This is a genomic window from uncultured Winogradskyella sp. (genome assembly GCF_937958655.1).
Lineage (GTDB): Bacteria > Bacteroidota > Bacteroidia > Flavobacteriales > Flavobacteriaceae > Winogradskyella.
On the sequence record NZ_CALGNH010000045.1, the window covers coordinates 40,290 to 48,003 of the forward strand.

Below are 7,714 nucleotides of genomic sequence, written 5' to 3' on the forward strand. Positions count from 1 at the left end.
TAAGAACCGCTTTTCATTAAATAATTCGTTTTAAGCTTACACTAATCTCATCATCTAATGACACCTAGTTTATTGAATATTACATGAAGTTTTTTTGTGGAAAATTACTTATAAGACCTGAGTAATACAGTTACACACTATCTATTAATCCGTAAGCCTCAAAGAATTTTTACGACGTAAAACTCAATTAACTTAATATATTTGTTTATAATTGATTAAATGTTTGGCTTTAAAAATCAATAAGAATTGGATCTGATTAAATTTATAAATATCGATGAAGAATCTAGGGTACCTAAATACCAACAGATTATAGATTCTATTATTCATAATATTTCTGAAGAGAATTTGACAATGGGTCAAAAAATTCCTTCAATAAACCGATTTAGCGAAGAGTTTTATTTATCTAGAGATACTGTAGAAAAAGCATACAGTATTTTAAAAGAGCGCAATATTATTAATGCCATACGTGGTAAAGGTTATTATATTAACAGAACCAAATTAATCTCAAAAACTAATATTTTATTTTTGGTGAATAAATTGAGTTCTTATAAACTAAGAATTTATAATTCATTTATTAATAGTATAGGTCCAAATTCGCATACCGACCTTATGATTTATCATTGTGACGAATCCCTGTTTATCAATCTACTAGACAAACACAAGTCGTCCTACGACTATTATGTTATAATGCCTCACTTTAAAACGGAAGATTTAAAGCATACCAGTTTTACCGATAAGGCCATTAAAGCACTTAAAAAATTACCACAAGAAAAGCTCGTTATTTTAGATAATATAAAAGCTGTAATGAAAGGTAATCATGCTGAAGTTTATCAAGATTTTGAAAATGATATATATAGTGCATTAAAATCTGGCATTGATAAAATTAAGACTTACGAAAAATTAATCTTATTTTATCCAGAAAAAGCGGTTTATCCTTATCCGAGACGAATTTTACATGGGTTTAGAAAATTTTGTGTAGAATTTAAATTAGATTTTGAAATTCTTGAGGAGGTTATTGATGATATGATTATAAAACGTGGAGATTTATTTATAACCATAGAGGAATCGGATTTGGTAAATTTAGTGAAACAGGCTAAGGAAGATGAATTCGAATTAGGTAAAGATATCGGCATCATATCGTATAACGACACACCATTAAAAGATTTATTGGGTATTACGGTTCTTTCTACGGATTTTAAAATTATGGGCGAAACTACCGCAGACATGATTTTAAATCATAAAAAAGGCAGTGTTAAAGTACCTTTTAACCTCATTGAAAGAGATTCGCTTTAATCTTAAAATTCCATTTGCTATTGTAAATCTAAATCATAGGCTCGCATCTGCAGACTCGACGGATTTTTAACCTCTATCGCATGAGGCAGTTTGGTAAGTTTTCCTGTTTTAGCATTCCGTCTAAACACAATGATATTACCTGAAACCAGATTAGCTACCAATAAAAAATTACCACTGGGCGATATGGCAAAATTTCTTGGGCGTTCACCATAAGTAGGTTCATGACCTACTAAGGTTAGTTTCCCTGTTGCCGTATCAATTGAAAATATTGAAATGCTATCTTCCGCTGGCCCACGATTAGAGGCGTATAAAAATTGACCATCGGGTGAAATATGTATATCCGCAGCTCGGTAGATATCTTGAGTTCCCTGATAAGAATTATAATCTTCAATGAAATCTAGTTGCCTTTCTTTGTATTTAAAAGCTGTTATTTTCCCACTCAACTCAGCAATACTATAGCCAAATTTTCCATTAGGATGAAAGGTGAAATGCCGTGGCCCACTTCCTGATTTCAACTTAATTTGAATTTCATTTTGAAGCATGGAATCCTTTGCATTACTATTAAAACTAAAGCCTCTTATTTTATCGGCACCAAGGTCTTGCGCAAATAAAAAATTATTATCAGGTGAAAAATTTGAAGAATGTATATGCGATGCTTCCTGTCGACCTTTAATGACACTACTATCCCTAAATCTTAAAACTTGGCTGTATGAATTTAGACTGCCTTCTTTATTAATTTTGAATAGACTCAAACTGCCATCAGAATATTGTGAGCTTGTTAGAAATTCTCCTGTTTTATCTATTTCTATGTGCGCAGGATTTAAGCCACCACAATCTTGTGTATTTATGAGGTCTATTTTGCCGTGAATGGAATCTATAGCAAACGCTCCTATTTTCCCGTGATACGGCATTTGGCTGTCCATCACCGAATACAGATACTTCCCATTGTTAGATAATTTTAAAAAGGATGTATTGGTAACACTATCTAGCGCAAATTTCAAAGTAGCTTCACCTGTCTCAGTATTAAACTCGTATACATGGATGCCTTCTCCCAGTTTTTTATCCGTAAAGCTACCTACGAAAAGTAAGGTGGTTTCCTTTTTTGACTGACAACCAAAAAGCACTAACGCGACTAAGATTAGCGATAAGCATTTCAATATTTCATTTCGTTGCATAAGCTTGGGGTAACACGTCTAGCTACTGAAACCATTCCGTATGGTATATCTTCCTTAATCGTTCTAAATCCTCTTTAAAGTTTCCGTCATTGGTAAAGTGTGTGGTTTCAAAAGGGTCTTTCTTTAAGTTTAATAACTGTTCTTCAATGCCATCAACATCATAGCGTATATACTTTAAACCGTTTTTATCAACTACCATTTTACCTATTTCGCTTTCTACACCAAGCGTTTCACGCCATGCAATTTCTTCACCTTCAAAAAGAGGCCTTAGGCTTTTACCTCTAGTATCAGAAACTCCTTCTATATTGGCATAATCGCATAATGTTGGAAGTAAATCTAATCCATTTGAAACTAAATCCATATCGTTAATCTGACCTTTAGGGATATGACCTTTCCACATCGCCATAAATGGAATGTTTGCAGATTCCTCATATAATGTAGATTTGTGTTCCATACGATGGCTCGCGCTCATATCACCATGGTCACTTGAAAAAATGATAAGTGTATTCTCCTCTTGTCCGCTATTTTTTATAGCCTCTAAAAGTACTTGTACTTCTTTATCCACAACCTCTGTTAGGCGATGGTAAGCATACCTGTGATGTTTCCAATCGTTTTCTGTAAAATGTTCTCTGGCATTTTTACGAAACGGCCTGTTATTAATTAAACGCTTAACCGCCCTAGGTTCATCGATTTGAGGCTCGTAATTTTTTGGTAAGGGTGGACAATAACTGGCATAAAATTCTTCTTTGCTGACGCTTTCTGGAATTTTCATGGCTTCATCTAAAGTAGCCAATTCAACTTTAGCACGTTTTAAGAGTATGGCATCATTTTTACTGGTCGCCTTTTCTCGTAGAGCCATGTAGCAAATGTCATGTGGGTTTATTAAAGACACCACCATGAAATATGGATTTTTATGTTTTTCTTCAATAATATCTGCTGCTTTGTTAACCAACTCACCCCTTTCATCATCACTAAATTTATTAAAACCAAGTGCTGCTGGCGTTAAGGACTCAGGCAAATGTTCTTTTCCTCCAAAATACAAGTCATAATTCGCCTTTTTAAGGTACGACGCAATGGTTGTATGTTTCACTTCATCAGTAACCGTCGGAATCTTCATGGACCCTCTATTTTCTCTAACCTCATTCCCTTTATCATCTTCAAAATAACTTGGAAAGTGACCTGTCATTAAACTCACTCTTGCTGGTGAACACACAGGATTGGTCGTATAGGCTCTTGTAAAACGGATACCGTTATCGGCAATATAATCTAATGCTGGTGTTTTTAAATAGGTATTACCTGCATTACTCATCATATTAGCGCTCATTTGGTCTACATATACATATATGATATTCGGTCGTGCTTCTTTTTTAGTTGTTGTCTTCTTTTCTTCGTTTTTACAACTCATTATTCCTAAGAAAAGGAATAGAATACCTATATAATTTGATACGCTTTTCATGATTCAACTTTCTATTTTAAAAAATCCTTACCCCATTTTTCTCGCAACGATTTAGCCAATTGATTAACCGTGTCTTTATACTCTGGTTTTTCGGCCAAATTGTCGAGTTCTAATGGGTCGGTGTTGTGGTCAAACAACATGCGCGCATAGGCTATGCCATCGTCCTTAGTCCATTCAGTATAAAATAAATCACCTTTAATCAAGATTACAGCATCCTTGAATTTACTGACTGCCCAGTCTTTTTCTGGTGTTTCCCCATTTAAAATTGGTACAAAGCTTTGCCCTTCAAGGTTATTTGGTACATTCAAACCAGCAAGTTCAGCTAAACTTGGATAGATATCAACGTATTCAGTTATGGCATCGGTTTTCTGGCCACTTGTTTTACCTGGCACTTTGATGATTAAAGGTGTTTTTAAAGCGGTCTCGAATGTAGAATGTTTAGACCATAGTTTATGGTCTCCTAAATTCCAACCATGGTCTCCCCATAAAACAACTATGGTATCATCGTCTAACTCTAAACGTTTTAATTCGTCCAACACCAACCCAATTTGTGCATCTACATAACTGACACAAGCATAATAACCATGAATCAATTCTTTAGATAAATCTTCTGAAAGGTCTCCTTTCTTAGGAATATTACCATAATTGCGTAACTCACCAAAATTGTGAAAGGCTTGTTTAGGTGTACTTTTGGGCTGTACATAACTTTCGGGTAATTCAATTTTTGACCTGTCGTACATATCCCAATATTTCTTTGGCGCATTAAATGGTAAGTGCGGTTTCATAAAACCTAAAGCTAAAAAGAAAGGCGCGTTCTTGTTTTTCAACATTTTTAAATCTGCTATTCCTTTTTGGGCTATTTCACCATCAAAATAGGCAGTATCATCAACTTCTGCCATTTCAAAAGCAGCAGCACCTGCAACAGCTAGGTTTGCATCTCCATTTTCAATTCTGTTTTTTTCTAATTGATAGTCGCGAATATTTCCTTTGGGAAACCATAGATTATCCCAAGCCAAACTATCATCATTTATTTTGTGATATATCTTTCCGTTAGAAATTGTAGTGTATCCATTTTTCTTGAAAAAATTAGGCAATGAAACTGCCTGAGGTGCATCTGTATCTGCCCTTGTACTGTAATTTATAAAGCGTTGCCGTGTTGGACGCAAACCTGTAAGCAAACTCGCTCTTGAAGCACCGCAAACAGGAATGTTACAATAGGCGCGCTCAAAGACTAAACTTTCATCAGCTAACTTATCGAGATTTGGGGATTGAATATGATTAGCGCCATAAAAATTAAGTTCGGGGCGTAAGTCATCAACAGCAATAAACAAAATGTTCATTGGTTGTTGTTCTTTAGTGGCTATGGTGGTCTCTTTTTCATTTTTACATGACATAAGAAGTAATGCTAAACCTAAAGTATATGTGAGATATCTATTCATCTTAAACTATGTTTTACCAGTGTTCAATAACAATATAATCGTCTTTTGTGAGTGTATTTTTTATGGAATCTGCTATTTTTCGTCTTGGTGTGTCTTGGTCTAGTTTAAATCCTTTTTTTCCTTTAGGTGTAATAATTGGCATATTTCCAACGGAATCGTCTAAAATATCGCCTTGGGCTTTCATCCAAACAAACAAATCTTTGACCAATCTATCTTTTACGGTTTTTAATTCTGAATTATTAGCCAAATTCTGTTGCTCAAAAGGGTCATTTTCTAAATCATATAATTCCTCGAATGGTTCGTTCTTAAATGCATTAGCACCTCTTTTGATAAAGTAATCCAAATTAGGTTTTCCTGTTAAATTTTGTTCTACGACTTCCAATGCATTGAAATTCCTAATGTATTTATATCGCTTATCTCGAATCATTCGAGAAGGGAAAATTTCAGAATTTAAAATGTTTTGATTGGTTCTTACGCCATAAACATACGTGTTGATGTCATTATCTTCTCCTTTTAGCAATGACAAGAAGCTTTTACCATCCATATCTTCAGTTGACTCACCGCCTGCAACATCCAAAAAAGTTGGTAAAACATCTGTATAATGAATTAATTGATTTGATGTTGAACCTGCTTTTATAACTTCTGGCCAACGCGCCACAAAGGGTACTCTTAAACCAATATCCTTTACGGTAAACTTACCTGAAACACCATGGTCTGCGCTGTATATAAACAGAGTGTTTTTGTCTAAATGGGTGTCGACAAAATTTAAGACGCTTTCCAATTGCGTGTTGTCTTCCTCGATGCTTCTATAATAGCCTGCCCTACTTTTAACATAAGCTTTATCGCTTTTTTTATGTGCATTAAAAGGATAAAATTTAAGGTCTTCAGCATTTGGGTTTTTGACGTCAAAATATTTACCGTGCGGATATTTTGACGTAATGAACATGCAAAACGGTTTTTTAGCTGTTTTGAAATAATCTTCTATACTATCCAACGGAATATAGTCTCTTGGCACGTTTTCTTTTGGCACAGGTTCCCATTCCTTGTCCCATTGATAAACACTGTTTGGTTTTACGTGGCTTTTTCCAGCTAAAACGACTTCATAGCCTAATTTTTTCATGTGTGCAGTCACACTTTTAATGTCTGGTTTAGTAGCCGTATGATTTGCAAAACAGCCATTTTTAAGCGGATATTGCCCTGTAAAAAGTTGTGATCTACTGGGCGCACATATCGCCTGTGCTGTAAACGCATTGGTAAACAGTATGCCTTCTTTTGCCAATCGATCTACTGCTGCTGTATTTACTTTTTCGTTACCGTAGCAACCATAATCGTACACGTCTTGGTCGTCTGCCAGATAGAAGATGATATTTGGTTTTTGATCATCATTCTTTTGTTTTTGTGAAGATGATGTATTGCAACTTATGAAATGAATTGCTAAAAAAACAACTATTGAAATCTTTGAAAACATCTTCATATTAACCAATATTCTAGTTGTGAAACGCTCTTAGTGAAACACTATTTTTTTGTAGGCATTATTGATTTTTACAATATACATTCCATGTGAAACATTAGAGATATCGATTGTCTTTCCTTTTCCAGACAGAACTTTAACTCCTGTTAGGCTATACACTTCCCAATGCTCTGTTGTATTACTTTTTAATGTAAACACACCATTATAACTTGGGTTTGGAAAGACAGTAAAAGCATTGTCTAAATTATTTTCATCTATAGACAATCCCTCTTGCACAAATGTGGCTGTGATATTTAAATCTGATGTTACGGTTATTGTTAACGGATTTTCAGTACTCACAATATCACCAGACCAGCCTTGAAACTCCCAACCTTGATCTGCAATAGCATTTAAATCAAATTGCTGCCCGCCTAAAGACGTTCCGCTTTGATAATTTAATAAACCATTACCCTCTTTAGCGATTGTTACATCAAAAATCTCATTATTAATAGGCATAAACTCTATTCTATCAAACACAATACTACCTGTATTTACACTTTCGTATACCTTAAATTCATTAATAATACCTTCCCAATGCGACCAGTTTGTTAAATCTACATCTATGGTATGCCATTGATTATCATTAGGGATGGTAATTTTTTTCCTTCCTGTTGCAAATTCTGTACCTGGAATATTTGCTGCCATTTGAAGAAACATATCTTCTGTGCTATTTTTAACAACTAACTGTAAATTATCATATAAATCAGAATTAATATTTAACCCTGTAATTGCTGCCATTGGGAACGCAAATCCGCTTGAATAATTCAAGGTTAATAGATCATTATCTGTATTTACATTCATTCCTGCACTAACTGCTGTCCAAGGCGCAAAATCTTCTGAA

6 protein-coding genes are annotated in these 7,714 nt (G+C 34.5%); 1 reads left to right on the top strand and 5 read right to left on the bottom strand.

Going from position 1 to position 7,714, the window contains the following annotated elements; all coding sequences use genetic code 11:
* The first annotated feature begins 252 nt into the window (after positions 1-252).
* The gene (locus tag Q0800_RS09450; RefSeq protein WP_299129131.1) at positions 253-1,293 is read left to right on the top strand and encodes a GntR family transcriptional regulator; all 1,041 of its coding nucleotides are present in this window, start codon (positions 253-255) and stop codon (positions 1,291-1,293) included.
* A gap of 17 nt (positions 1,294-1,310) precedes the next feature.
* Here the strand turns inward: Q0800_RS09450 and Q0800_RS09455 are convergent, their stop codons facing one another.
* From Q0800_RS09455 to Q0800_RS09475, 5 genes are all read right to left on the bottom strand, one after another.
* Positions 1,311-2,468 (bottom strand): lactonase family protein, encoded by a 1,158-nt coding sequence (locus Q0800_RS09455; RefSeq protein WP_299129125.1) that lies wholly within the window; start codon positions 2,466-2,468, stop codon positions 1,311-1,313.
* 22 nt (positions 2,469-2,490) lie between these two features.
* A complete protein-coding gene (locus tag Q0800_RS09460) occupies positions 2,491-3,924 on the bottom strand; it encodes a sulfatase-like hydrolase/transferase (protein WP_299129126.1) in 1,434 nt (477 codons plus the stop codon).
* Between the two features lie 11 nt (positions 3,925-3,935).
* Positions 3,936-5,363, bottom strand: a complete 1,428-nt coding sequence (locus Q0800_RS09465) for a sulfatase (protein ID WP_299129127.1) — start codon at positions 5,361-5,363, stop codon at positions 3,936-3,938.
* A gap of 13 nt (positions 5,364-5,376) precedes the next feature.
* Entirely contained in the window at positions 5,377-6,837 is a 1,461-nt protein-coding gene (locus tag Q0800_RS09470) for a sulfatase (protein ID WP_299129129.1), read from the bottom strand.
* A gap of 30 nt (positions 6,838-6,867) precedes the next feature.
* Positions 6,868-7,714: T9SS type A sorting domain-containing protein (locus tag Q0800_RS09475; protein ID WP_299129130.1), on the bottom strand; the 847-nt coding region annotated here is incomplete at its 5' end.